24 protein-coding genes are annotated in these 23,977 nt (G+C 45.0%); 17 read left to right on the top strand and 7 right to left on the bottom strand.

The annotated features are described in order from the left end of the window. Nucleotides 1-67: 67 nt before the first annotated feature. From NL626_RS14865 to NL626_RS14875, 3 genes are all read left to right on the top strand, one after another. On the top strand, nucleotides 68-3,193 hold the full coding sequence (locus NL626_RS14865; protein ID WP_170897633.1) for an EAL domain-containing protein: 3,126 nt from the start codon (nucleotides 68-70) through the stop codon (nucleotides 3,191-3,193). A gap of 89 nt (nucleotides 3,194-3,282) precedes the next feature. Then, on the top strand, nucleotides 3,283-4,062 hold the full coding sequence (locus NL626_RS14870; protein WP_253657481.1) for a class I SAM-dependent methyltransferase: 780 nt from the start codon (nucleotides 3,283-3,285) through the stop codon (nucleotides 4,060-4,062). Between the two features lie 186 nt (nucleotides 4,063-4,248). Then, nucleotides 4,249-4,821: a hypothetical protein gene (locus tag NL626_RS14875; protein ID WP_253657482.1), complete on the top strand. Its 573-nt coding sequence runs from the start codon at nucleotides 4,249-4,251 to the stop codon at nucleotides 4,819-4,821. A 69-nt stretch (nucleotides 4,822-4,890) separates the two neighbouring features. On the opposite strand, the gene NL626_RS14880 is transcribed toward NL626_RS14875, so the two are convergent. Then, the gene (locus tag NL626_RS14880; protein ID WP_017635030.1) at nucleotides 4,891-5,769 is read right to left on the bottom strand and encodes a carboxylate/amino acid/amine transporter; all 879 of its coding nucleotides are present in this window, start codon (nucleotides 5,767-5,769) and stop codon (nucleotides 4,891-4,893) included. Nucleotides 5,770-5,833: 64 nt separating this feature from the next. Further along, nucleotides 5,834-6,259, bottom strand: a complete 426-nt coding sequence (gene uspA / locus NL626_RS14885) for a universal stress protein UspA (RefSeq protein WP_005379165.1) — start codon at nucleotides 6,257-6,259, stop codon at nucleotides 5,834-5,836. A 282-nt stretch (nucleotides 6,260-6,541) separates the two neighbouring features. On the opposite strand from uspA, the gene ftnA reads away from it, so the two are divergent. From ftnA to NL626_RS14900, 3 genes are all read left to right on the top strand, one after another. Then, nucleotides 6,542-7,069 carry a non-heme ferritin gene (gene ftnA / locus NL626_RS14890; protein ID WP_005379167.1) on the top strand — a complete coding sequence of 176 codons (528 nt, stop codon included), beginning with the start codon at nucleotides 6,542-6,544 and terminating at the stop codon, nucleotides 7,067-7,069. Between the two features lie 91 nt (nucleotides 7,070-7,160). Then, entirely contained in the window at nucleotides 7,161-7,484 is a 324-nt protein-coding gene (gene uspB, locus NL626_RS14895; RefSeq protein ID WP_005379169.1) for a universal stress protein UspB, read from the top strand. Nucleotides 7,485-7,663: 179 nt separating this feature from the next. Next, nucleotides 7,664-8,857 carry an NAD(P)/FAD-dependent oxidoreductase gene (locus tag NL626_RS14900; protein WP_253657483.1) on the top strand — a complete coding sequence of 398 codons (1,194 nt, stop codon included), beginning with the start codon at nucleotides 7,664-7,666 and terminating at the stop codon, nucleotides 8,855-8,857. Between the two features lie 93 nt (nucleotides 8,858-8,950). On the opposite strand, the gene NL626_RS14905 is transcribed toward NL626_RS14900, so the two are convergent. Further along, nucleotides 8,951-10,294, bottom strand: a complete 1,344-nt coding sequence (locus NL626_RS14905; protein WP_253657484.1) for a sigma-54-dependent Fis family transcriptional regulator — start codon at nucleotides 10,292-10,294, stop codon at nucleotides 8,951-8,953. Between the two features lie 436 nt (nucleotides 10,295-10,730). On the opposite strand from NL626_RS14905, the gene NL626_RS14910 reads away from it, so the two are divergent. The 5 genes from NL626_RS14910 (at nucleotide 10,731) to NL626_RS14930 (ending at nucleotide 14,055) form a co-directional block, all read left to right on the top strand. Next, nucleotides 10,731-11,282 carry a BON domain-containing protein gene (locus NL626_RS14910; protein ID WP_253657485.1) on the top strand — a complete coding sequence of 184 codons (552 nt, stop codon included), beginning with the start codon at nucleotides 10,731-10,733 and terminating at the stop codon, nucleotides 11,280-11,282. Between the two features lie 45 nt (nucleotides 11,283-11,327). Continuing rightward, nucleotides 11,328-11,504: a DUF1328 family protein gene (locus tag NL626_RS14915; protein WP_005379177.1), complete on the top strand. Its 177-nt coding sequence runs from the start codon at nucleotides 11,328-11,330 to the stop codon at nucleotides 11,502-11,504. 8 nt (nucleotides 11,505-11,512) lie between these two features. Continuing rightward, complete coding sequence (locus tag NL626_RS14920) at nucleotides 11,513-11,710, top strand: hypothetical protein (protein WP_005379178.1); 198 nt, start codon at nucleotides 11,513-11,515, stop codon at nucleotides 11,708-11,710. A 104-nt stretch (nucleotides 11,711-11,814) separates the two neighbouring features. After that, the gene (locus tag NL626_RS14925; RefSeq protein WP_213893891.1) at nucleotides 11,815-12,246 is read left to right on the top strand and encodes a hemerythrin domain-containing protein; all 432 of its coding nucleotides are present in this window, start codon (nucleotides 11,815-11,817) and stop codon (nucleotides 12,244-12,246) included. A 144-nt stretch (nucleotides 12,247-12,390) separates the two neighbouring features. Then, complete coding sequence (locus tag NL626_RS14930) at nucleotides 12,391-14,055, top strand: diacylglycerol kinase family protein (RefSeq protein ID WP_253657486.1); 1,665 nt, start codon at nucleotides 12,391-12,393, stop codon at nucleotides 14,053-14,055. A gap of 201 nt (nucleotides 14,056-14,256) precedes the next feature. Here NL626_RS14930 and NL626_RS14935 read toward each other — a convergent pair whose 3' ends face one another. Together NL626_RS14935 and NL626_RS14940 are read right to left on the bottom strand one after the other, a co-directional pair. Next, nucleotides 14,257-14,655 carry a hypothetical protein gene (locus tag NL626_RS14935; protein ID WP_005379193.1) on the bottom strand — a complete coding sequence of 133 codons (399 nt, stop codon included), beginning with the start codon at nucleotides 14,653-14,655 and terminating at the stop codon, nucleotides 14,257-14,259. Between the two features lie 148 nt (nucleotides 14,656-14,803). Continuing rightward, nucleotides 14,804-15,241, bottom strand: a complete 438-nt coding sequence (locus tag NL626_RS14940; RefSeq protein WP_213893893.1) for a DUF2383 domain-containing protein — start codon at nucleotides 15,239-15,241, stop codon at nucleotides 14,804-14,806. 360 nt (nucleotides 15,242-15,601) lie between these two features. On the opposite strand from NL626_RS14940, the gene NL626_RS14945 reads away from it, so the two are divergent. From NL626_RS14945 to NL626_RS14960, 4 genes are read left to right on the top strand one after another with little or no spacing between them, the layout of a single operon-like run. Beyond that, on the top strand, nucleotides 15,602-15,850 hold the full coding sequence (locus tag NL626_RS14945; RefSeq protein ID WP_005379196.1) for a hypothetical protein: 249 nt from the start codon (nucleotides 15,602-15,604) through the stop codon (nucleotides 15,848-15,850). A gap of 48 nt (nucleotides 15,851-15,898) precedes the next feature. Then, a complete protein-coding gene (locus tag NL626_RS14950) occupies nucleotides 15,899-16,411 on the top strand; it encodes a phage holin family protein (protein ID WP_005379198.1) in 513 nt (170 codons plus the stop codon). Beyond that, nucleotides 16,401-16,727 carry a hypothetical protein gene (locus NL626_RS14955; protein WP_253657487.1) on the top strand — a complete coding sequence of 109 codons (327 nt, stop codon included), beginning with the start codon at nucleotides 16,401-16,403 and terminating at the stop codon, nucleotides 16,725-16,727. The genes NL626_RS14950 and NL626_RS14955 overlap by 11 nt, the downstream gene beginning before the upstream one ends. 45 nt (nucleotides 16,728-16,772) lie before the next feature. Further along, nucleotides 16,773-17,843: an AI-2E family transporter gene (locus NL626_RS14960; RefSeq protein WP_064353513.1), complete on the top strand. Its 1,071-nt coding sequence runs from the start codon at nucleotides 16,773-16,775 to the stop codon at nucleotides 17,841-17,843. Nucleotides 17,844-17,861: 18 nt separating this feature from the next. Here NL626_RS14960 and NL626_RS14965 read toward each other — a convergent pair whose 3' ends face one another. Together NL626_RS14965 and NL626_RS14970 are read right to left on the bottom strand one after the other, a co-directional pair. Continuing rightward, nucleotides 17,862-20,315, bottom strand: a complete 2,454-nt coding sequence (locus NL626_RS14965; protein WP_253657488.1) for an EAL domain-containing protein — start codon at nucleotides 20,313-20,315, stop codon at nucleotides 17,862-17,864. 194 nt (nucleotides 20,316-20,509) lie between these two features. Continuing rightward, on the bottom strand, nucleotides 20,510-21,415 hold the full coding sequence (locus tag NL626_RS14970; RefSeq protein WP_213912308.1) for a DMT family transporter: 906 nt from the start codon (nucleotides 21,413-21,415) through the stop codon (nucleotides 20,510-20,512). Nucleotides 21,416-21,583: 168 nt separating this feature from the next. On the opposite strand from NL626_RS14970, the gene rmuC reads away from it, so the two are divergent. Together rmuC and ubiE are read left to right on the top strand one after the other, a co-directional pair. After that, nucleotides 21,584-23,116, top strand: coding sequence for a DNA recombination protein RmuC (gene rmuC, locus NL626_RS14975; protein ID WP_064353515.1), 1,533 nt, complete (start codon nucleotides 21,584-21,586; stop codon nucleotides 23,114-23,116). A gap of 77 nt (nucleotides 23,117-23,193) precedes the next feature. After that, nucleotides 23,194-23,973, top strand: coding sequence for a bifunctional demethylmenaquinone methyltransferase/2-methoxy-6-polyprenyl-1,4-benzoquinol methylase UbiE (gene ubiE / locus NL626_RS14980; protein ID WP_005379210.1), 780 nt, complete (start codon nucleotides 23,194-23,196; stop codon nucleotides 23,971-23,973). Nucleotides 23,974-23,977 lie beyond the last annotated feature (4 nt).

The following is a 23,977-nucleotide window of genomic DNA, read 5'->3' on the forward strand; positions in this document are numbered from 1 at the left end:
ATAGCGGATAGGATTCACAAGGTTTGGCAGGAGTAACTGCGGGTTAACTCCGAGCTATGGAGATAATGTGCAGCGTTTTCTGGTTATTGCCGCGCTATGTTGGAGCGCGTTTGCTACGGCCTCAGATCCGAAGGTGTTGGTCGTGCACTCCTATCATCAGGGTTTTTTCTGGACGGACTCCATACAGCGAGGCATCGAGCAACAACTGGGCGATCGAGCGCTGGACATGCGTGTGCTCTATCTAGACTCGAAACGTAACCAGAGTGAGCAGTTTTTTGCGCAACTAAAATCCTTGTATCTTACGAAATTACGCAAAGAGCGATTCGATGCCATTTTAGTGAGCGATAACAATGCACTTGAACTCATGCAGCGTTTAGCCCCAATCATCAAAGACACCCCAGTTATATTTAACGGCATTAATAACTACCATCCTTCTTTACATCGTTCTCTGAATGCAACCGGAGTCATGGAAGATGTCGATTTGGAAGCGAATCTCGCTCTTATTGAGCGCTTACATCCGAACTACACACAAGTTCTCATCGTCAGTGACCACTCGGTGACCGGTGAGGTGTTGCGTTATCAAATCGACAATTTTGTCCTCAAGTTCCCGCAATATCGAGACAAAATCGTACAACTTGTCCCAGACAGCATCATCGATCTAAAACAACAAGTCGCAAAACTGAGTTCCGATAAAGTCGTCTTGTTCTGGACCTATTACCGAGATAAACAAGGTATGGTAGGTAGCGAGCGTGACTGGGTTGGTGTCAACAAAGTCTCAAACGCGCCGCTGTTTATGGTGCATGACATTGGTTTGGGTCATGGCGCAGTTGGAGGGGTTATTCAAAGTGGTTATCGGCATGGTATTGAGAGTGCAGAGATGCTTGAATTCGTTTTGGATAACCCTGATCAGCCTCTGCCTGAGGTGAAAAAAAGTGATTCTGAAATAAAGCTCGATTACCAAGCGGTAGCGCGTTGGGGATTGGGGGCTGAACAAGAGGTTTCTGCGGTATTTTTTAATAAGCCAATGAAGCTTTCTGAACGTTTTGCCAAGGAAATTCGCCTGTTTGGTAGTCTGTTTGTGGTGATGTCGGTGGTCATTTTGCTGATGGGTTATTATTTACAGCGGATGCGTCGCAGTGAGAGCGCTGCGCGAGAAAGCCAGGCTATTCTAGAATCGATTTTCGATCAGAGCATGCAGTATATGGGCATTTTGGATGCCAACGGTGTGCTTAAATCGGGCAACGATCACCTTCAATCCTTACTTTATCACCAAGGACTGCGCTTAGACCGACCACTTTGGTTTCACCCCAACTGGAGTGAAAAAGCACAAGCGTTGCTAGAGGAGTATTTCCACGCGCCTCACCATCAAGTGTCGACGTTTGAAGCTGAAATTTGGAGTAAAGAACACGGCGCATTGGTGTTAGAAGTTTCGCTCAAGCCTTTTTCTCAGCAAGTAGGGAATCATAAGCAATACTTGTTTGAAGCGCGCGATATTACCAGTCGTAAATTGATGGAGGACAAGCTCTACCAACGTGAGTCAACCCTACGCAACTATTACGAGCAGCAGCCCGTGATGATGGTGACGCTTGATAGTAATAACCGAATTCAAGAAGTGAATCGATTTGCTCAACTACTTCTTGGCTACAAACCGATGGACATGCTCGGACATCGCCTGAGGGAGTTCTATTTTGATGACAAAGTGCTGTTCCCTCGCCAAGTGTTATTGCAACCCAACCAGCAAGTGCATGGTGTTTGGCGACGTGAAGTCGAGTATCGTCATGCAAATGGTCATCGTGTTTGGGTGCGCGAGAATATTCGTCCGCTGAGTGAATCTGAGCAACTGCTGATTGTGGGCGAAGATATTACCGAAACCAAACTGCTCTCCGAGAAATTGGAATACCAAGCTCGCTATGACTTACTGACGGGGACTTACAACAGAAACCATTTTGAACTAGAGCTTAAGACCGCACTGTGCGAAGTGGACAGCCATCGTCGAGTCCACGCCATGCTGTACCTCGACTTAGATCAGCTAAAAGTCCTCAATGATACGGTTGGGCATGATGCAGGTGATGCGGCGATTCAATTCTGCGCCAGTATGCTGGAAGGCGTTCTGCCGTACAATTCCATCTTGGCTCGAATGGGAGGCGATGAGTTTGCGGTGTTACTCAAAGACTGTGACGAATATGGCGCCATCAATATTGCCAAACTGATCATCTCGACACTAAGCGAACACCTCTTTATTTGGGAAGACACACGCCTGTTCATCAGTTGCTCAATTGGCATCCGTATCATCGATCATACCGCTGATACGCCACAAATGGTGCACGCTCAAGCAGACTCTGCTTGTCACGCCGCTAAAGAGCAAGGCCGTAACCGCTATAATCTATTCAGCTTAGATAACGAAGAGTTGCAGCGTCGTCAGATGGAAATGCAGAGCGTCAATTTGGTGCATGAGGCATTGTCGAATCAACGTTTAGAACTGTTTGCTCAACCGATAAAAAGCTTACAAAAGCACGAGACTCAAATGTATTTTGAGATTTTGGTGCGTATTCGCAATGGGTACGGTGATTATGTTTCTCCTGCGCTGTTTATCCCTGCTTCCGAGCGCTACAACATTGCCCATTGGATTGATAAGCAGGTTATTACTCAAACGCTAGAGTGGTTTGAACAGCGTCCTGAGGTGATTGAACAGCTTGGTCGCTGTTCGATAAACCTTTCAGGTCAATCTATGGGGAATCAAGAGTTTATTGACTTCTTATTGGAGCGATTGGAAAGTTCGACTCTGCCGTGTGAAAAAATCTGCTTAGAAATCACCGAGACAGCGGCGATGAGCAATCTGGATCAAGCCATTGAGCTGTTTACCAAGCTAAAGGCTTTGGGTTGCATGATTGCATTGGATGATTTCGGATCTGGATTGTCTTCATTTGGTTACTTAAAGAAACTTCCTGTCGATATCGTGAAAATTGATGGTCTTTTCGTGCAAGATATCAACGTAAATGAAATGGACCGCGTGATGGTTCGTTCAATCAATGACTTGGCGAAACAACTAGGCAAAGTGACGGTGGCGGAGTTTGTCGAAAATGACCAGGTCATGCAGCATTTGATAGACCTCGGTGTGGACTACGGCCAAGGCTACGGTATTGGTCATCCTAAGCCGCTTTCTGAGCTAGTGGAGCAACTGACGGTTGTATAACCTCTGCGTAGCAAGCTCAACCTAGCATTAATAGGTAACTTAGGTATACACTCAGCGCCAGTTACCTCGATTTTTATTGGAGCCTCCTTTTGCAACTGCAATTGATCTGTGAAAACCTGTCTCAACAATCTCATCTTGATGAACTCGCTGCGCGTTGGCGGCTTTCTCATACTGACGATAGCGATTTTGCTTTGGTGCTAACCACCGAGCGTTTGGAGCTACGTAAAGTGGATGAGCCAAAGCTGGGTGCAATCTTTGTGGATTTGATTGGTGGTGCGGTCGGTCATCGTCGCAAGTTCGGTGGTGGTAAAGGTCAGGCAATTGCGAAAGCTGCGGGGTTGAAAAAAGGGGCAACGCCAACCGTGTTAGACGGCACGGCAGGTCTTGGTCGTGATGCGTTTGTGCTCGCCTCACTAGGTTGTAAAGTGCAGATGGTCGAGCGTCATCCAGTCGTCGCGGCTTTGTTAGATGATGGCTTGGATCGAGCGAAACAAGACCCAGAAATCGGCACCTGGGTATCTGAGCGCATGTCGCTAATCCATGCTTCTAGCCATGATGCGTTGGAACAATTGGCGCAAGATAAAGACTTTGTCCAGCCAGATGTGGTGTATCTTGACCCGATGTATCCGCACCCAGAAAATAAAAAGAAGTCGGCGCTCGTGAAAAAAGAAATGCGCGTTTTCCAATCGTTGGTTGGCGCCGATTTGGACGCCGATGGCCTACTAGAACCAGCCATGGCGTTAGCCACAAAGCGTGTAGTAGTTAAACGCCCAGACTATGCTAACTGGCTGAACGAGAAAAAACCGACCATGGCGATTGAAACGAAAAAAAATCGCTTCGATGTCTATGTTAAAGCATCGATGGCATAACTTCCTGACGGCTCAACTTTTCTTGTCACAGTACGGTGTATCGTGCTGTGACTCAGCTTCTCTTTCCTCGTCTCTATTGATAGTTTTCTCTTGCTAATTCCCTTTCCTGACTGTATATCTAACTAAGAATTATTATTATTTCACTTGTTGTGATGCGGTCGATAACTGGGAAGCTGGAGTAGTAGAATGGCTAAACGTTTATGTAAAATGAGTCGCAAACAGATCGCGGCAGAACTTGGTGATATCCATCGTTTAGTTGTCGCACCAAAATTCGTTTGTCGTTCTTGCGCACGCTCTTCATCGGCCAAAGATACCCTTTGTAAGCCAACCGCAATTCCTCCACAAAAATGCCAAGACAAGCCATTGAGTGAGCAACAAGCATGTGGCTTATTGGTTGAAGCTCTGCCATCACAAGCGATTCCAGTGACCACTAAACAAAGCAACGAAAAAGCCGCGATTGTGAAGCGTGTTGTTGAGCGCGTGAAAGAGAAAAAACAAGCCGAAAAATCTCCGGAGCCAGTAAGAGCCGACGCATCAGTATGGTTTGATTTAGCGGATAAAAAATCGCTCAAGAAAGCGAAAAAAGCACTGAAAAAGCACTATAAGCAGCAAAAGAAGTTGCTAAAAGTGGCGAAAAAACAACAAAAGTTACTTAAGCGTCAGCGTAAACTGGAAGCGCGTAATGCGAAACTAGAAGTGTTGCTGCCAACGCCACCTAATGCTTTGATGAACGCAATCTCACAAGCCAAAGTGCATTAATCAAATAAAAAAACGCTCTCCAGTCGGAGAGCGTTTTTTATTGTCGAAATGTTTATAGGATTAGCTGCGTTACTTATTGGCGTAGCTCATCTCTACGCGCTTTTTCACCCAGGTTTCGTTAATCCATAGGGATAGCATGATGATCGCACCGCCAATGGCGAGTCGCATGACATCAACATCGCGGTTCCAAATCACAATGTTTACAATCAAGCCCGCCGGAACCAATGCATTGTTCATTACTGCCAGTGCACCTGCGTTCACCATAGTCGCGCCTTTGTTCCAAGCAAAGTAACCAAAACCAGAAGCAATCAACCCAAGGTATGTCAGAATGCCCCATTGTGTTGCAGTGGTAGGTAGTTTGTCGAGGTTACCCATGAGCGCGAAAGCCACGGTTGCTACACAAAGTGCACCTAAGTAGAAGTAGCCAAACACGGTGTGTTGTGGCAAATCGACGGGTTCACTCTCCATGATATATTTGTAGCCCACCTGACCGATGGCAAAGCAGAGGTTTGCTCCTTGTACGACCAAAAAGCCCAGTAGGAAATCTTCATTAATGCCTGCAAATTTAATCCAGGCGGCACCAAATACGGCTATTGCAGCGGTAACTAAGTACCAAGGTGAAAAGCGACCTTTCAAGAAGTCATAGATTAGCGTGACGTAAATGGGTGTGAATACGGTGAACAGCAATACTTCTGGCACGGAAAGGAGCAAAAAAGATTGGTAGTAGAAGCAATACATCAAGCCGAGCTGGAAGCCACCGACGGTCATCAGTTTCGCGATCAGGGGTTTGCTAACGCCACGGAATTTCAAAAAGGGAATGAAAACCAGGCTCGCCAGTGCCACGCGCATGAACACCGAGAACCAAGAATCAACCTGACCGGCGAGGTAAACGCCGATCAGGCTAAATGAGAATGCCCAAAGTAGGGTAACTGCGGATAGATAAGCCATGGATGAGAATCTTTATCAACAACAAATGTGCCCGCAGTCTAACCAAGTTTTATCGCTGCGCCAATCAGTCTTTTAGCGGTACGACCAGCATATCGACTGGTGAGCAGTTAATCAGCTGTCGAGTCGAAGATAGAATCTTGCTCCAGAAATCTTGGTGATGACCACAAACCACCAAATCAATACTGTAATCTTGAATGGTATCGCACAGCTCATTACTCAAATCGCCACTACCGACTAAAGTATGGGCAATTGGGTATTGCGCATATTCAGCGAAGTTTGCCAATTGTGTGCGCGATGCTTCCATTGCTTGATGTTGCGCTTCTGCCATATTGATATCGATAAGCCCGGTGTAGAGTTCTGCGTAGTTCACGTCGATGTGAATAAAAGAGACTTTCGCATCCAGAGGTTTAGCCAGTGATACGGCTTTCTTAATCAACACTTTACTGTCGTCTGAAAGGTCGACTGCCACAAGTATGTGTTTGTAACTCATATTGCTATCTCCTTGTAAGGTCATAGTTTTAGATTAGCACCAACCCCAAAAAAAATTTGCTGAAGTGATCTCATATCGGTGCCGTAGGTACAAAGTCTTGTCTCAGTAATCATGTTATAGTGGCGTTATACCCAAGTGACTTTGATATGCTGAAATAAGCGTAGTGTTACTGACTAGAGTTGAAGTGAAACTTCGCCGTGTCTGCCAGACCAAGCTATTCTCGCAGCGTCATTTATTTCGAGGTTACTTGGGTATATTGCATGCACAATAATAGGAGTTAACATGCTGTCTCAAACTATGGTCGAACAATTGAATGAGCAAATTAACCTAGAATTTTTCTCATCCAATCTATACTTACAAATGAGTGCTTGGTGTGAAGACAAAGGTTTTGAAGGTGCGGCTGAATTTTTACGCGCTCACGCCGTAGAAGAAATGGAGCACATGCAACGCCTATTCACTTACGTGAGTGAAACTGGCTCAATGCCAATCTTAGGCGCTATTGATGCGCCAAAGCATGACTTTGCGAGCCTAGGTGACGTTTTCCGCGAGACATTTGAACATGAGCAAATGATCACGGAAAAAATCAACAAACTGGCGCACGTTGCATTTACTAGCCAAGACTACTCAACGTTTAACTTCCTACAGTGGTACGTGTCAGAACAGCACGAAGAAGAGAAGTTGTTTAAAGGGATTTTAGATAAGATCGAACTGGTAGGTGAAGACGGTAAAGCGTTGTTCTTCATTGACAAAGATCTAGCACAAATGGCGAAAGAAGGTTCATCTTCAATCATGGATGCTCCAGCTGCGTAAACGCGTTTTGGGACGTTGTAAGTAGCGGGTAAAGACGAAGTGTTGATCGTCTTTTTCTCTTGAGCATTGTTGAAGATGTAGGGAGGAAAAGATGATCAGTGGAGACACAATCTTATTTGCGCTAATGGTGGTAACTGGAGTTAATATGGTCCGGTATCTCACCGCTCTTCGTTCTCTAATTTATATCATGCGTGAAGCGCATCCGCTGTTATATCAGCAAGTTGATGGTAATGGTTTTTTTACTACTCATGGAAATGTCACCAAGCAGGTGAGGTTGTATCACTACATTAAAAGTAAAGAATATCATCATCACCACGATGAAATTTTTACTGGTAAGTGTGAAAGAGTGCGTGAATTGTTTGTTCTATCGACCGCGTTGCTCGGCGTGACGCTACTTGCGGCCTTCATTCTCTAAGAGTCAATAATCCAGAAGTTGTTCTGTCTGAGATTTTGCGGACATACAGAGCGCTTAGAGTTTAAGCGCTTTTCCCTTTCGGTATTTGTCGGTAGAATGTCGCGCCTAGAAAGCAAGGATGTGCAATGTGCACATCCTTTTTTATTTTGATTCGATACCAATCAGTCTAAGAGCTACCGATGAGTAAGAAATTTGATGTTGTTGTAATTGGCGCAGGCGCAGCAGGTTTAATGTGTGCTGCAGAAGCAGGCAAGCGAGGCCGCCGTGTTTTGGTGCTCGATCATGCTAAAAAGCCAGGACGTAAAATCCTTATCTCGGGCGGTGGTCGTTGTAACTTCACTAACTACGACGTTTCAGCTAATCACTATTTGTGTCAAAACCCGCACTTTGTTAAGTCGGCGCTCTCCCAATACACTAACTGGGATTTCATCTCGATGGTGTGTAAACATGGCATTGAGTTCGAAGAGCGTGATCACGGCCAGTTGTTTTGTGTCGATGCATTTACGGCCAAAGATATCGTGAAGATGTTGTTAGCTAAGTGTGACATGCCGAACATCGAGCAGCGTTACCAATGCGATGTTCATTCGATTGAAAAAATTGATGAAGGCTTTCGTTTGCATGCTGGTACTGAGATTGTCGAATGTGAGTCTTTAGTTATCGCAACAGGTGGCTTGTCGATGCCAAAACTGGGAGCGACACCATTTGGTTATAAAGTCGCGGAACAATTTGGTCTTCGAGTTATCCCAACCACGGCAGGGCTTGTACCATTTACTCTGCATAAAGAAGACAAAGAAGACTTTGCTGAGTTATCTGGTATCGCGGTACCTGTGGAAATTACGGCTGAAGATGGCACCATGTTCAAAGAAGCCCTGTTGTTCACACATCGTGGGTTATCTGGTCCAGCAGTGTTACAGATTTCTTCATTCTGGCGGGCCGGACAAAAGGTGTTGATCAATCTTGTGCCAAACGATGATGTTGCTGAGTTATTAGAACGTAGTCGTGAGAAGCATCCAAATCAGTCACTCAAGAATACGCTTGCCAAAGTGCTGCCTAAGCGTCTGGTTGAAGTCTTAATTGAACGTAAAGAGCTAGTCGATAAACCGCTAAAACAGTTCAATCAAAAGGAGCTTGCGGCGATTGTGGAGCGTCTAGAGCATTGGGATATCGCCCCGAATGGCACCGAAGGCTACCGAACTGCGGAAGTGACACTCGGCGGTGTCGATACTGATCACTTATCCTCGAAAACCATGGAATGCAAAGACATTAAAGGGCTTTATTTTATTGGTGAAGTGATGGATGTGACTGGTTGGCTAGGGGGCTACAATTTTCAGTGGTGCTGGTCGAGCGGCTTTGTTGCGGGGCAGTGGGTTTAATCAAACACCAAACGCAGCCTAACTGCATAAAAGATAAGATACAAAAAGAGCACTGAGTTTTATTCAGTGCTTTTTTTGTATTCCCATAGCGAGTTACTCGTCTTGATACTTTTCGAGTTTGTTATAGAGCGTTTTCACGCTAATGCCTAACTCCTGCGCTGATTCCGTTTTATTACCTTGATTCTCTTCAAGGGTATTGAGAATGGCGGCTTTTTCTAGCTCTTCTAACGAAACGCCCGCCGGAACAAGGTCTTCGATGCTGGTGCCTGTTTCCAATGGTGGTGTGTCGAAGATAAGGTGTTCATTTCGGATGGTGTCATCAGCCAAAATAAATGCACGTTCGATCGTGTGTTTGAGCTCACGGACATTACCTGGCCAGTCGTGTGCAGCGATTTTTTGGATCGCAGAGTCAAGAATCGTTTTGGTTTTTGCCTCATTGGCGTTGCGGTGCGCGATAAAGTGCTTGGCCAGACCGACGATATCACCGCCTCGTTCTCGCAGTGGCGGTATCGTTAATGGGAAATGCGATAACCGGAAAAACAGATCTTCACGCAGGAACTGCTCCTCAATGGCGATTTTAGGATCACGGTTTGTAGCAGCAATGATGCGAGTATTAGCGATATGAACTGTATTACTGCCAACTGGGCGATACTCTCCGGTTTCTAGCACCCGCAATAGCTTCACTTGATGCTCGATAGGCATCTCGGTGATTTCATCTAAAAATAGTGTGCCGCCCTCTGCCTGCTTAAATACACCTTGGTGAGTTTTATTTGCTCCGGTAAAAGCGCCTTTCTCATGACCAAACAGTTCACTATCAACCAATTCAGGGCTAATGGCACCACAGTTAATCGCTATAAAGGGCTGTTGTTTACGCTCACTCGCTAAGTGGATGGTCTGCGCCACCAGTTCTTTGCCTGATCCACTTTCACCGACAATAAGGACGTTGGCTTCTGTTTTAGCAACGCGCCTGATCATACGATAGAGCTGATGCATCGGAGAGGAAGATCCGACCAAAAGACCAAATTGGTCAAGATCGCTGGTGGACACTTTACGCCCTTGATCTTGTTTGTGTTGATAGTACTGGCTGACTTCGCTCAGGGTGTCCGTCAGAATGGCAATATCAACGGGCTTTCTGTAGTGAAAAATAGCACCCAAGTTCATCAGTTTATCCAAGTTCTCGTTTGGAGCGCCTGAGCTAATGATGATCAAGTCCATATCGTAGATGTCTTCGATATTAGAAAGACGTTGATAATCTGCACTAGTAAAGTGGGCGACTTCAACAATCGCAACTTCCGGTTTGAGTTGTAGGAAATCTTCAATCCATTGGTCTGCGGCATCGATGTCATGCAGACGAAATTTGTTCAGTTCCTGGCAAGAAGCGATGGCATTTTTAAGTGATGGATCTTGTATTCTTAGAAACAGGCTTGGCATCGACATAGAAATGTCCTCTTTACTATGACAGAAACAATGTACGTGGATTATTCTCACTTCACAAGACAAAATATTGTCAGCATAGATTTAAGGATTTGTTCGGTATTTTTATGTTGTTAGCCCCTTTTTGATATATATCGGTGAGAGCCATCAGTAGATATTTCCTTTTGTTCAGATTTTTATTTTTAAAATAATAATTTTGCTATTAATTGATCCTGGAGAAATAGCCTTTCTGTTTTATCAGGTTATTTCTGCACAAGTGGCGGAGGCTTTATCACCGATTAAAAATTACATTTTTTACGTGTAAATAATTCATGCTTATACTTTATTGCTCATCTCATTTTTACCTCTTTCCTTTATTAGTCACTTAAAAACAATGAGTTATAAAGTTGGCACATGGTTTGCTCCTAGGGAAGTGCAACGTCAATAAAGGAGAATTACCATGAATAACATCGCAGCTAAAATTGTACTTACGTCAGTTCTTGCTACTTCATCTACAGCAGTCTTAGCGAGTGATAAATGGGAAAAAGAATCCATGGACGCTTGGCTAGATGGTAAAGCTGAAACCACACTACTGCTAAACAGCAATCTCAACTCTTTTGATATCAATACCGATGTAGAGAATCAGGTCGTTACCCTTTCTGGTTCGGTAAACAATGATCTTGAAAAATCACTTGCCGAAGAGCTTGTTACTGGTCTTGATGGTGTGAAAAAAGTAAACAACGAATTGTCAGTAGTGAATGAAGGCAAGAAAGAAGCTGATTCAGAAGCTTTAGCTACACTGACCGATTCTAAAATCACGACTATAGTTAAAACGCGCCTACTAATGGATACCAATGTGAGTGGTACGGATATTGATGTAACGACAGAACGCAAAACGGTAACGTTGGCAGGTAAAGTTAATTCAGATGCGGAGCATGATCTTGCAATTTCAATTGCAAATAACACCAATGACGTAAATAAGGTGATTGATAAGCTAGAAGTGGTTCAATAATAGCGAGCCGAGTGATTTAACCCACTTTTATTAGGAGGTAACACTATGGTTCGTTGGATGTTTATTTTTCTGGCACTGGCACTAATTTCTGCACTATTAGGCTTTACCGGTATTGCAGGAGCTGCTGCCTCTATCGCGCAAGTGATATTTTACCTATTCCTATTGTCATTAATTGTATCAATAGTGATTGTTCTGCTGGGAAGAAAAAACGTAAATAGATAGGAGATTCCATGCGACTTACGTCATTTATTTACCGTATCGCCGCAGTATTCGGTTTGGTGTTTGCGTTGGCAGCTTGTAGTGAAGAAGGGCCAATGGAACAGGCCGGCAAAAAGATAGATGAAGCCGCCGAAGAAACCCAAAATGCGATTGAAGATGAATGTGAAAACATTAAAGAAAACCTAAACGCTGAAGACCAAGACTGTTAGCCGAATCAGGTTAGGTTTTTTACGCATAGCTATGTAAGAGAGGGGCGGTCAATCACCGCCCTTCCTTTTGTCCCAATTGTTTACAATCAGATAAGGAGTCAAAGATGAAAAACATATTTGATGTACTGAAAGAGAGTCATGAAAAGCAGCGCCTTTTACTCGATGCTCTGATGGAAACGTCTGGAGATTCCCCCGCTCGTGAAGAGTTTTACCACAACCTTAAAGAGGAACTCGAACAGCACGCAGCGGCAGAAGAGCGATTTTTCTACGCGCCTTTAATAGATAGCGATAAGACCATTGATCTCACTCGCCATGGCATCGCAGAGCATCATGAAATTGATAAAGTGATTGCACAGCTTGATGCAACCGATATGAGCTCGCCAGCGTGGCTCAACCTAATGAAAGCCTTGCGTCACAAAGTGTTGCACCATCTTGAGGAAGAAGAGCAGCGTTTCTTCCAGTTAGCCGGTAAGGTAATGACCGATAAGCAGAAAATGAAACTAGCGGATGGTTATGTTGAAGAGATGGCAAGCTAGGTAGAGTGTTGGACCTTTTCGTGCCATTTCGGCACGGGAAGGCACTCAATCAAGGCGTTTACTCAAGTTCATGTATCCAAGCTCAATCCCCCGCGTATTCTAACTTCCACTAAAAAGTGCACTCGCTGAAGGCAAGGAGAGCGAATGTTTATCATCAAATATTATATTCTTGGCGCTCTGATCAGTTTATTGGCCGCTATCTATACGCCTCAAATTATCGTTAGTCTGCTGTTCTTGTGGATATCTCTTTCTTTAGCGTTGGTCAGCGTAGCCTACGTATTCGACATTCCCTCTATTTTTAGAAAAAACCAAGATGGCAAGATTGTCAGATGGATTCGCTGGGCATTCATCCCATTTTTATTGGGGGCTAGAGCGTATAACGCCTGGGAAAGACGGCGTGATACTGTACCTCCAATCCAAAAAGTCAGCGACAATTTATACCTATCTCGCCGTTTGTTTCAGAGTGACTTAGATTTTCTCGAATCCAATGAAATCTCTTGTATTGTCGATGTCACCGCAGAATTTGCAGGCCTTGAAAGCGCGATGACCGACAAGCAGTTTCATTACCTTTCGATTCCGGTACTCGACCACAAAGCCCCAACGCTAGAGCGTCTTCGCCATGCGATTAACTGGATTGATACTCAAATCTCGTGCTCGCGGGCCGTGGTTGTGCATTGTGCCTTAGGGCGTGGTCGTTCAGTGTTTGTTGTGGCGGCGTATTTACTGAGCAAAGACTCGTCACTGACGATTGAATCCGTGATGAAAAAAATCAATGACGTACGTAGTACCGCGAGATTGAATAAATTACAGATTAGGACGTTACGAGCGATCAGTGAAAAAGGCGTACTGGGGCTGGATCAATCCACTTGGATGGTGGTTAACCCTGTTGCAGGTGGCGGCAAATGGGAGGAAAACGAACAGCACTTGATTCGTGAACTAACCAAAAAATATCGCTTGAGTATTCATCAAACCACCACAAACCTCAGCGCCGAGCAGCTAACACAACAGGCAAAAGAAAGTGGAGCTAAGCAAATCATCGTAGCTGGTGGCGATGGCACAGTAACAGAGGTGGCGAGCCAATTGGTGGATACCGACCTCAAACTCGGTATTGTTCCGCTCGGAACTGCCAATGCGTTATGTCATGTGCTCTATGGCGTTGGCGCAAAATTCTCACCGGTCGAAAAAGCGTGTGAAGCGTTGCTTGGCGGACACTGCCAACGTATTGATACTGCGGAATGTAATCAGCGGCTTATTTTATTGGTCTTAGGCATTGGGCTAGAACAGAAAATGATCGAGCACGCTCAGCGAGAAGAGAAAAATGTTTTTGGACAACTCGCTTACCTCACCGGCTTTTTTAATGCTGTAGTGGCGGAAGAAACGCAAGCTTTAACCGTTTCGTTAGATGCTCCAACTGGAGATGGAAACCACGACAATAATACACAAACGCTTGAAGTCCATAGTTTTGTCGTTGCGAATATCGCTCCATTTAGTACGTTGCTTGCCCAAGGTGGTGATGCGCCGCAGCCTGATGATGGCAAGCTGCATATCACATATTTAGATAACACCGAGTCTTTAGGCGGACGTCTTATCGCCTTGTCGGATCTGACATTAACGAGCGTAGGCGCACAGGAAGAATCGACACATTTTCAATACGCGACGGCTCAGAGCGTCACTATTTCTGCGAATAAACCGATTGAGTATGTGATTGATGGTGAACTGTATTCTGATGAGCAACTGGCAATCAAGCTGCGTCCAAAGTCATTGAACGTATTTGTTCCAAGCCAGAGACGTAAATCAGCTTCGCTTTAACACAGATAATCCGCGGATAACGCGCCATTTGCTTCGTATTCTACATGGCGCTTTTTCTGTGTTGTTTGATGATTTGGTGTGCGTCGTAAAAAGGCTATTAAGGTCGCTGCGTAGATGCAGCGGCTTTTTTCTATCTGCCCCTTTTACTAGGTTGATTGGGGATGAGGGTTAAACAAAGTGAAGAAAGAAGGGCGAGTATAATTACTCACCCTGAGGCAAGTGCTTTTCAATTTCATCGTTTTCAACTTGTAAAGCAGCTAACCAATAAGAAACAAGTGCGGTTAAGTTGGTGTCGTCAATGGCTCTAAGCAGGGCTTTTAAATCATCTAACAGTAATTTATTCATAAAATGCATTTCTTTGTAATTACCTAGCTCGGCAACGCCGTATTCGGTGGCATTTTCTGCAATGAATTGTTCACCATCTTGGTCGAAAAACAGCTTCGCCATCTTTTTGATCATCACTTTTTCTATTTTCACGAATCGATATGCCGCTCTTGCGAGTGTCATATGTGATTGCGGGTTAACGAGAGGCAAACACGTTTGGCGATGGTGTGTCATTTTTACGAGTAGCTCCCTTACTCGATTGTTATCCAATGTCATAGTGACCTCTTTATTTATGACTATTGTCGTGGGACATTTCTCGTGATGGTTATGTTAATGCGCCTGTGGGCTTGTCAGAAATGGCCAAAGCAAGTTGGCCATTTCGTTGATCAATACCGAGCTTTATTGCAAAGGCGACCACCAAGTTTTAGCTAATAAGGCTGATGCTGCTGAGTTTTTCTTTGCAGATTTTTATATCGCTACGAACTTTCAGCAGAACCGAGTTATCCGCCTGCTCTGGGTGGGAAGTAATCAAATTCTCAATCTCTTTGAGTACCTTGCTTTCGACACCTTCAAGCTGTTCTAAATACATAGACTCTTTGTCAGAGGACACTTCCTTCATCACGTCGCTGTAGACCTCACGCGCCTTGATGGTGTAGGAAACCGGAGTGTCGTCGGCAGATTCTTCATTGTTACTTGCTAGAGAGTAGGGAGTGAGCTCAATGACTGCACGCTCACGTACTCTGAGCAGTTCTACCAACACATTATTCAAAGAAGTGTTGTCGATGTTCTCGATGGCCTTGTTGTAAATTTCATTTCCGCTTTCGATAAGCTCAATGATTGAGGCGATGTTTTCATTTTTCATATGCCACTCCTTATTTACTGGTGATAGGGGTGTTTGAGCGTATGGAATACAAACACGATGTTCATCTTCAATTGCAGGTTGTATGCCAATGAGTTTTAAGTCTTATTAATCAGTAACTTAATGTCTTGTTTTGCAATAAATTGCTAACAGTCGGTAAGGCGCTAAGAAAAAATTACAAGAATGGCGGGGAAAGCCTGGAAAGAATTACACGTACAGATACGGATTTTTATCGAAATAAAAATAAAATCAATAAAAAACAACAGCTTAAAGTTCTGGCATGGATATGGCTTTGTAGGGAGTAAGTGAGGTCAAACATTGTTTCACTTGATTCACTATTCAACTCATTAATGGAGGCTAGTTATGGCTACTACAAAAGAAAGCACAGTAAAACCTCAAGAGCAGTTAGAAGAAGCATATCACTTAGCGGAACAAGCCACGACGGAAGCCGTTGGCGCGATGAAAGATCAAGCCAAAGAGAAGCTGGATGTCGGTGCACAGCAAGTTCAGCAGGCGACTAAGTCGGCAGAAAATGTAATCAAGGAGCGCCCATTGCTGAGCATAGGCTGTGCCTTCCTTGCTGGTTGGGCGGTTTCGAAGCTGATCAAATAATAGTGGTCACCAAGGATTAAGCCACACAACAGAAAGGCGAGGCTTCACATGAATAACTCAGGGCAAGTTACCAATCAGCAATCAGGCTCGGCGGCTTCAGACAGCGGCCGAGCCCCTGATGGGGCAGAAGAACAGGATATCCAACAAACCATTAATGGTTTGAGCAGCATTCTTGCGCAATTGGACCAACTGACGAAATCGCTAAAAGCATGGTCAGGTTCAACGTTGGATTTGTTCCTCTTGGAGATGAAAGTTAACGTGTCCGCAGTGCGTCAGATTTTGCTGTGTACCGTTGTTTTTACCCTATTGTCGGTATTGTTCGTATTCAGTTTGTGCCTTGCCTCTGGGGTGGTGGCTTATCAGTTAACTGCCAACGTATATGTTGCCGTGGGTGTATTTATCACATCATTAGGCTTGGCATTATTTGCTTTAGCCTGGTGGCAGAAGCGTTTAGTTGGATTTCTTGGATTCAAAAATACGACAGAACAATTACAGGAGGGGTGGGATGCGCTCGCTACAAAAGCTCAATCGAGCCATGCGGATCAAGCGGATGGAAGGTAAAGCGTCTCTAGAGCAATGCTGTTTGTCGATGGAAATGTTCACGTTTACCACCAAGAAGTTTGTGAGAGAAAACCCTTGGACGACATTAGGCATTAGTGCTGTCGTTGCCGTTACCGCAGCAAAAGCAGGTCGATTGTCTCGACTGACTTCTTCTATTTCGTCAATGGGGCTATTGGTTAGCAGCGTGTCTGATATTACCGATTCGCTCACAAAGGCGGTCGCGGCAGCTTCTCTGGATGAGTCAGATGCGGAGCAAAATGGAAATGCAGCAACACAAGTAAGCAACGCTGCGACGACAGAGGGCGAACCACTCTAACAGCGGATTTCACCGCAAAATTTTCTTACCGATTCTGAGCTTATTATGACAGCGAAATTGAACATTCCTGCCAACACTGCGATTGGTGCAACGCTTCTCGTCCTGTTACTCGTCCCAGGGCTGTATTTTGCCAAGCCAATATTGTTACCTATTGTGCTTAGCACCTTTATTTCTCTGCTGTGCAGCCCTTTCATTAATTATCTTGAAGACAAAGGTTTACCACGTGCTATTACCGTCGTGTTGACGCTGTCATTCCTCGTTGGCGCCTCAATTATTGGTCTTGCCGCCATGTCGGAGCCCGCCAAGCAATGGTGGTCTGAGCTGCCCAGTATCGTGAAAAATGTGTCGCAAGAAGTGAGTGAAGTGACTAAAGCTTCGGCTGATCACCTTAATACTCCATTGAATATCGCCAACGATATGAGCATGGATGAGGTCGGGAACAACACCGTATTTTCTTTGGTAAAAACGCTCGCGACCACTACGCCGACGATTTTGACACAAGCGATGATCGTGCTGTTTATGGTTTACTTTATGCTCAATCATGGACGAAGCTTATTTCGAAAGTCAGTGTCTTACTTACATGGGTTCGCCAAACAGCGCCAAGCGATTGAGTTGGTCAAAGCGCTACAGAAAGACCTATCTCGATACATTGGCACCATCACTTTAGTGAATGCGGGGCTGGGGTTGAGTGTTGGGGCCGTGTTTTTTGTTCTAGGCCTTGAAGATCCATTTCTATGGGGCGCATTTGCAGGCGTGATGAATTTTGCGCCGTACCTCGGCCCTGTCATATCCGTGGTGAGCTTTGGCTTTGTTGCTTATCTTCAGTTGGAGTCGGTCAGTTTTATGCTGACGGTGGTGTCTATCTATTTACTGCTCAATTTGATTGAAAGTCAGTTTGTTACACCAACACTATTGGGGAAAAGGTTTAACTTAAACCCGTTAGTGATTTTTGTTTGGCTTGTTTTTTGGGGCTGGCTTTGGGGCGGAATGGGACTATTGATCGGCGTGCCGTTACTGGTTTGTATCAATATTTTGGTTGATCGCCTAGAGCTATGCCAATCAACCCAAAATCAAGCAAAGCAAATCACCTCCGCGGACGTGGCACCGCGAGAGTGACTTGAGGGTCAAGCTGGTTCAACGAAACAGTTTTCCAGCGCTCACTGGCTGACTAAATAAATATCCCTGACCATAAATACAGCCTTTTTCGAATAAATAATCGGCTTGTTCCCGAGTTTCTATCCCTTCCGCGACGACTTTCAACGACAGCGTTTTTCCCATGGCAATAATGGCATTCACAATCGCGTTGCTGTCACTATTACTTGGGACATCACTGACAAATGAGCGGTCAATTTTCAGTTTGTTGATTGGCAAACCTTTCAAGTAAGACAAAGACGAATAGCCAGTTCCAAAGTCATCCAGAGAAATCTCAATACCCAGTTCTCGTAATTGATTTAACGATGCAATGGCTTGTTGAGGGTCGATCAGTAAAAAGCTCTCTGTGATCTCCAAATCTAACCGTTGGGCAGGGTATCCGGTGTTATCGAGGATAGTACTTAATCGCTGAATGAAATTTGACTGCTGAAGCTGCAACGCAGAAACATTGACGGCGATTTTGCCAAACTCGATGCCTTGGTCCAGCCAAGCATTACCTTGCAAACAAGCTTGTTGTAACACCCACTCACCAATGCTTTGAATCAGCCCTGTTTTTTCTGCAATTGGAATAAAGTCTGCTGGTGGTACAAGGCCAAACTCTGGATGCTGCCAGCGTAATAAAGCTTCCACGCCGACAATCGAATTTTGTTCCAAGTTGTATTGCGGTTGGAATTCTAACCGGAGTTGTTGTTTTTCTATTGCTTGATGCAAAGCGGATTGAATGCGTACATGGGATACGGATTTATCGGTCAAATCCGGTGAGTAAAACGCGTAGCCGTTGCGTCCATTTTTCTTCGCTAAGTACATCGCGGTGTCTGCGTTTTTCAGTAAGGTTTCACTGTCTTGACCGTCTCTTGGGTACAAGGCAATACCAATACTGGTCGAGACACGAAGTGAGTCGTGATTTGCCAAGTCGAATGGTTGCTGGAATACGCTTAGAATATCGCCGACGGTTTCCAATAAGGCAACATCACTATGGATGTCTGGCAAAATAATCACAAATTCATCGCCGCCAATGCGAGCCACATGCGCATTGAGGTGAAGCACATCTTGCAAACGAATCGCTAACTTAGACAGCAATTGGTCACCACAGAAGTGGCCCATGCTATCGTTGATGTGTTTGAAATGGTCGATATCTAAGAATAGGGTGGCAAACGTCTGCTGGTTTTTGTGTCCGGTTTCGATGTGTTGCTCGAGTAAGCTAAGTAAATGGGTGCGATTAGGTAGATTGGTTAATGGATCGTAAAAAGCCATGCGCTGCAGCTTTTCTTCGTGTGCCTTACGCACAGAGATATCTTCAAACACACAAATGTAGTTAATAAGGTGGTTTTTATCGTCCATTACGGCGCTAATGGTCGCTAATTGCGGATAAATGCTGCCATCTTTCTTTCTGTTGATGAATTCGCCTTTCCATTGGCCTTTGTTTTCGAGTTGATGCCACAACTGTTGATAGAAACCTTGATCATGATGGCCTGAGCGCAGAATTCGTGGGTTTTTTCCTATCACCTCTTCAGAGCGGTAGCCTGTAATTTGGGTAAAAGCCGTGTTTACATCAATGATGTTGGCATTGCGGTCTGTAATGACCATGCCTTCTTGCGAATTGTTGAAAATTTGGGACGCTAAGGAGAGCTGCGTTTCTACCATTTTTCGGCGGGTGATGTTACGTGTCATCCCCAGAATGCCGATTAAGTTTCCCGCATGATCACGGACAGGAGACTTAATGGTTTCTAGCCAAGTGGGGTTATTGTTTTCATCAATTTGACGGCATTCTTCAACAATATTTTGCGTGCCAGTGGCTACCACCAATTTATCGGCATCAATGAATTTTTCCGCACGTTCATGGCTAAACAGGGCAAAATCGTCTTTTCCAATGATTTCACTGTTGGTTTTTTGCCACGCGTTTTCTACGCTTCGGTTGGTCATCGAATAAAGGCCATCCATGCCTTTTATCCACACGTGGTCTTCAAGGCAGTCGATAAACTCTTGTAGTGTTGGTGTTGGTGTTGGCTTTATTTCCGCGCTTTGATGTCGCGTTTGTTCTTGCTGACAGTGCAAGTTGATATCAAAGCTGATCCGCCCCGCGATTGCGCTTAGCCATGCCGAAACAACCGTTGATTGATCATTAGGGTGAGTCAATGTCAGTACGGCAAGCAATTCGCCATTAGGTAGCCAAATCGGTCCAATGCTCAAGGTTTGCTCTTCAAAGGGGGTATGGCTAACTGTAAAATCTGTCGGCGTAAAGTGATCGACAACTTGCGTTATCACATCGACGATAGCACGATGATTTTGGGTTGAGGTGGACACCTCAGTCGATAGCCACTGCTGAGTATCGCTCAGAGTATAAAGCTGTCCCTGAGCTTGAGTTACATCACAGCATTGTCGCAGAACGTGTTGCCAGTCTGCCATCAAAGGCGAAGGAATAGCGAAGCGAAACATAATTAATAACGAGTCCTAAATCGCCCAAAGGTAATTATATTAGAATCTAGCGTAAGCTATTGGGCTTTGTGAGTATCGTATCCAACGCGTAGCTAAATCCTAGCAGCGTAAAGTGCTTTCTATCATTAAAATGTTATCTATATCTCTTTTTTATCCAACTTATTGCATCGTTTTTTAGGGCTTTTGATAGGTGATTAAGAAGCGTTTACCGCTTTGGTTTTCTTGCCCCATGAGACTTGCTGAATGACTAAGCCACTGATGATCAATACCAGGCCAATCAAGGTTGAAGGATGAATTTCTTCGCCGATGATGGTAGCTAACAACATGAGTGAGATAAATGGAGAAGCAAAGATCAGATTACTGATACGCGCGGTGTTTTGCGTTGATTTGAGTGCGCTCAGCCACAAAACGAAAGTGATCCCCATTTCAAACAGTCCGACATACGTCACCGCTGCCCAGCCTTTAGCTGAGATTGCCTGCCAGCTCGCACCTTCATAAAGACTTAAACCAATGGCGAATGGAATAGCGACCAAAAAGCCGAGCAGAACGCCAACCACAGGGTCGGCCTTATTTTTGGTATTTAAAATCCAGTAACCGGCCCACAGCAGTGTTGATAGCAGCGCAAGACCAACACCCAACGGGCTCTCAAATTCCATGCCTAAAAGATTGCCTTGTGTGGCAATCACTATCACGCCGACATAACTAAAACCGCAAGCCAGCCAGTCCTTACCACGGATCTTTTGTCCTAAGAAAACAGCGGCCATTAGCGTTAAGGTGATGGCCCAGCTGTAGTTGATCGCTTGAGCCTGAGATGCGGGCAGCAAGTCATATGCTTTGAACAGAATAACGTAATACGCCAAAGGGTTAATCAACCCAAGCAGTAGGTAATACCAAGGGTTTGAGAAAAATGTAGCGCTTAACTGGCCCAGTTTACCTTGCACACCACAGATTACTGTTAGTGCAATCGCAGAGACGATGCTGGCAATGCATAGCATTTGAATCGGCGTAAATTCTGCCAGCGTGAGTTTAAATGCGGTTGCAACGGTAGACCAAAGTAATACTGCTGAGAGCCCAAATCCTAGGGCGCGACGCTCGTTCATGATGCCTCTGCGTGATGATGTGCCGCTCGGTTTGGATAATTTGAGCGGAAGAAAGAATATTATAGGAAGGCCTAGTGTATGCGAGGATTTTTCATCCAACAAACTGGACATTTATCCAGTGTCTAAATACCATTGTTATAGATACAAAACACAGGCTAACTCGCTATTATGCAATGGATTCTTGAGTACCAATCTCTCATTCTCTCTTCTCTTTGTGCTGCCACGCTTAGTGGTGTCGCTGCCGGTTGGTGGGTGAAACAGCGTTTTATCACCCAAACTCAGCTTCTCGAGCAACAACTTGTTTCAGAAAAACAGCTTCATCAACAGCAACTTGAACAGGTCAAGCAAAGCCTTGCCGATGCCCAGCAAGAGTTGGATGAATTAGATGATGAGCGCGATAAAGCCGCGTTTGAAGTACGCCAAACACATGGAAAGCTGATGGCAGCAATGGAAAAACTACGTTACTTCGAGGCTGTAAAGCAAGAGCGCCAGCAATACTTTGATGAGCTTGGTCAAATGCGTGAACACAAATCACGTCTAGAAACGCAGCTGCGTGAACAGCAAGCTCGCCATGAGCAAATTAACCAAGCTAATGCCGAAAAACTGCAAATTTTAGAACAAGCGGAAGCACGCTTGAAACAACAATTTGAGCACTTGGCCAACCAATTGTTTGAAGAAAAAACCGCGAAGGTCGATTTGCAAAACCGTCAGAGTTTAGAAGGCTTGTTGTCACCGCTTAGAGAACAGTTAGAAGGGTTCAAAAAGCACGTTAATGACAGCTTTAGCCAAGAAGCTAAAGAGCGCCATACCCTAGTGCATGAGCTGAAAAACCTGCAACGTTTGAACGAGCAAATGACGCGCGAAGCGGTTAATTTGACCCAAGCGTTGAAAGGGGACAACAAACAACAAGGTAACTGGGGCGAAGTGGTGCTCGCTAGGGTACTTGCCGAATCTGGCTTGCGTGAAGGGCACGAATATCAGACTCAGGTGAACTTACAAAATGAAGCAGGCAAGCGTTACCAACCTGATGTCATTGTTCATCTCCCACAGAACAAACAAGTGGTTGTAGATTCCAAAATGGCGTTGGTTGCCTATGAGCGCTACTTCAACGCCGAAACTGATGCTGAGCGCGATCAGGCTTTGAATGCGCACTTAGCTGCTCTACGTGCACATATCAAAGGGTTAAGCATGAAGGACTACCACAAACTCAAAGGTATTCAGAGTTTGGACTATGTACTTATGTTTATTCCGGTTGAGCCGGCGTTCCAAGTCGCGATTCAAGCCGATCCGAGCTTGATTAAAGACGCGATGGAGCAAAACATCATTTTGGTGAGCCCAACAACGTTGCTGGTGGCATTGCGCACCATTGATAATCTATGGCGCAATGAACGCCAAAATGAAAACGCCAAAATGATTGCGCAGCGTGCGACAAAACTCTACGACAAATTACGATTGTTTGTAGACGACATGGAGGGGCTCGGCGGTGCGCTGGATAAGGCGAATCAAAGCTATCAAGGTGCGATGAACAAGCTTGCCACAGGGCGCGGAAATGTGATTCGCCAAGCCGAAAGCTTTAAACACTTGGGAGTTGAAATTAAACGACCGATTTCTTCCGAACTCGCGCAGTTAGCGCAGAGTGATGCATTTTCAGAAAATGACCCGTTAGTAGAAAGACATCCGGCTGAGGATAAAGTAAACTAATCGCCCGCAGTGCAGTGGGCGATTTTATTTGTCAACAAACGCCCCGTAGAGGAAAGCGCTGCCTAAGAGGAATTAGAATGACGGACACAAGTTTGCAATCCAATACAGCGTTAGAGAATGAAACCACTCACTTTGGTTTCTCTACAGTGGCAAAAGACGAAAAAGTGACTAAGGTTGCCGAAGTATTCCACTCCGTGGCAACAAAATACGACATCATGAATGACCTGATGTCAGGTGGTATTCACCGCCTTTGGAAGCGCTTCACTATCGATTGTAGTGGCGCTCGCCCTGGCCAACGTATTCTTGACCTAGGTGGTGGTACGGGGGATTTGACGGCGAAATTCTCGCGCATTGTTGGCGATGAAGGCCATGTCATCCTTGCCGATATCAATAACTCAATGCTTAACGTTGGTCGCGATAAACTGCGTGATAACGGTATTGTGGGTAACGTGCATTACGTTCAAGCCAACGCAGAAGAACTGCCGTTCCCAGATGATTATTTTGATGTCATCACCATCAGTTTTTGTTTGCGTAATGTGACTGACAAAGACAAAGCGCTTCGTTCAATGTTCCGCGTACTGAAGCCAGGCGGCCGCCTATTGGTGTTGGAATTTTCAAAACCAGTGCTAGAGCCGTTATCTAAAGTATACGATGCATATTCATTCCACTTGTTGCCGAGAATCGGTGAGCTAGTTGCGAATGACTCAGAGAGTTACCGCTACCTAGCGGAGTCAATCCGTATGCATCCAGACCAAGAAACGCTGGAAGGCATGATGCAAGACGCAGGTTTTGAAAACACCAAATACTACAACTTAACTGGTGGTATTGTGGCTTTGCATCGCGGTTATAAATTCTAAGGGT

Origin of the sequence: Vibrio sp. Y58_MX_L22, from assembly GCF_024181865.1 — a bacterium.
Taxonomy (GTDB): domain Bacteria; phylum Pseudomonadota; class Gammaproteobacteria; order Enterobacterales; family Vibrionaceae; genus Vibrio; species Vibrio alginolyticus.